Below are 2,045 nucleotides of genomic sequence, written 5' to 3'. Positions count from 1 at the left end.
GGCCAGCTCATGGGTATCTTGCAGGTAGGCTTCCAGTAGCATCGGTCTGCCTTCGGCATCGCGTGCCGCTCTATCAACAGACTCATACTCTACAAAACAGCAAAGGCCCCGCAGGGCCTTTGCTTAACTGAGCGGCATTGGCGCAAGGCGGGCGCTTTTCATCAACATAAAAACGGACTCTCAGCCACCAATCCCCTTCCAATGCCGACCTAATCCGGCTCGGCAAGGCCCAAATCCCGCAGCTTCCGCAAGCCATCAAGGAACTCATCACGCGTCTTTTTCGGCGCACCGAGCGGCGTGACTAGAACGCCGTCGCTGGAGCCCCCAGACAACGCCCCCCGTATCCAGGGCAGCCAAGGGTTGCCATCGGCTTGCGCAAGCCTCCCACCATTCTCGGCATTCACAAGCTCTCGCGTCACCACAGCTTGCGACTCCGGGTCGCGGCGGAACAAACGCGCCGGAATTCCTGCCGCGTCAAACCCTTTGAACCTTGCCTCCCTGATATCGAGCGCCCAATCGATCGACTGATAGAACGCTTCTCGCGACTGCGTGAACGGCCCTTGCGTTGCCTCGGTACGGTCCACGAAATGCGCCCAAGGGTTGATCTTAATTTTTCCGATATCACCGGCAAGTTTTACATGATGAAACGTAGCGTCCCAAATGATGAGGAGATCGTTCGTCGCCAAGCCGTCGATTTCAACTTCTTCGAAGATCGCCGGCCCGATCCCGCAACCATTGGCCGCGCAGTTTTTAATGCTAACGCTCTTCACCGTTGATCGAAGATGAATATCTTTCGTCAACGAAATTGCGCAGTTCTCAAACATGCAGCTTTCAAAACGCATGCCCTCCAGACGGAGCGCATCACCGCGATCGTATAATTTGCGGAAGGTTTGATTTTTGTATTCAATCATTTCGGGAAAACCAATCCCTGCGGCAAGCCAGGGTAAGTGATGTAGGTCGTCGTCGCCCCATAGGGGCGCGTCAGGTGGCTTGCTACCGATGCATCGGTAGTTATATCGAATGTATAGGTATTTCCACCAATCGTTCCAGCAAAATCAGGCGTGGAGACAAAAGGCTGAGACAAATATTCAAACTGATTTGCAAGTATTGGATCAGCTTGAACGTATTGCGCCGTTAAGCGCTCGACCGCCTTTCCAAAGCTGGCTGGTGCAAGATTTGTTCCGTTCACGAGCTGGTCGTAACTTCCGGGACTCATCAATCCTTGGGCAAGACCAGGGTTCGCAGTCAAATCCGCGACAGCCTGGTTTGTAGTCGCCTGCAGCGAGTTCGTTAGCTGATCCAAGCCTCCCGCCCCGTTTACGCCACTAGCTCCCGCGCTTGGAACCACCTCCAAACTATCAGCAATCCCTGCCCCTCCCTCGGCCGATTCCGCAAACGCCACCGCACCATCCGCAATCTCCGACTCCCCTCCCGTCAACGCACCCATCGCAATAGCCGGCAGGCTGCTCGTCAGGTTGTAGCCAAAATCATAGACCATCTGCTGCCCGGAGGTGTTCTGCCAATACGCACTCGCCGAATTCAGCGCATGTTGCGACGCCGCCTGCACGTCGTTGCCAAGCGCCTGGGGAAGCGAGGCCGCCGCCTGATAGGCCTGCAGTGGTTCGGACGGATTAGTCACGAAATCCATGATGGCGCTACCCGCCTGTTCAAGCTGGCCCGGCAACGATTGAAGTTCCTTGACAACGTTCCCTGGCACGGCGTCAAGCTGGTTTCCCAAGGATTGCAAGCCATCAGCGATACCGTTCTGCGCGCTCTGGATGTATTGCTGGCCCGTCGCATATGCATTGTCGATCAAGCCACCCAGGTTCGCGTTTGCCTGATTGACCTCATCCGCCGTTGGCGTTACCAGGATGGGGGCCAGGGTGGGCGCTTGCGAGGGATCGAGGCCGTCCGAAACGTTCGTCCCTTCCGCGTTCATCTGCATCGCGGCGTCATACGAATAAATTTGACCGGTTTGCGAGTCGTACACGCCTGGCTGGCCGTCGGCCGTGTTGTATGTCTGGCTCGATGTGCTCGATACATCC

At 56.3% G+C, this 2,045-nt stretch carries 2 protein-coding genes; both read right to left on the bottom strand.

The genetic code is table 11. The features are described 5' to 3' along the window. Window positions 1–209: 209 nt before the first annotated feature. Window positions 210–911 carry a hypothetical protein gene (locus ISP15_RS18120; RefSeq protein WP_309444386.1) on the bottom strand — a complete coding sequence of 234 codons (702 nt, stop codon included), beginning with the start codon at window positions 909–911 and terminating at the stop codon, window positions 210–212. Further along, on the bottom strand, window positions 908–2,045 hold a 1,138-nt coding region (locus ISP15_RS18115; protein ID WP_404549374.1), incomplete at its 5' end, for a hypothetical protein. The genes ISP15_RS18115 and ISP15_RS18120, both read right to left, overlap by 4 nt.

The sequence above is a fragment of the Dyella jejuensis genome (genome assembly GCF_044904675.1).
Taxonomy (GTDB): domain Bacteria; phylum Pseudomonadota; class Gammaproteobacteria; order Xanthomonadales; family Rhodanobacteraceae; genus Dyella_B; species Dyella_B jejuensis.
Note: the sequence above shows the minus strand (reverse complement) of the source record. Positions and strands in the feature narration are given on the sequence as shown.

Excerpts from the sequence above, each read along its gene's own strand:
- ISP15_RS18120 (WP_309444386.1), bottom strand. The coding sequence starts at position 911 with ATGATTGAATACAAAAATCAAACCTTCCGCAAATTATACGATCGCGGT.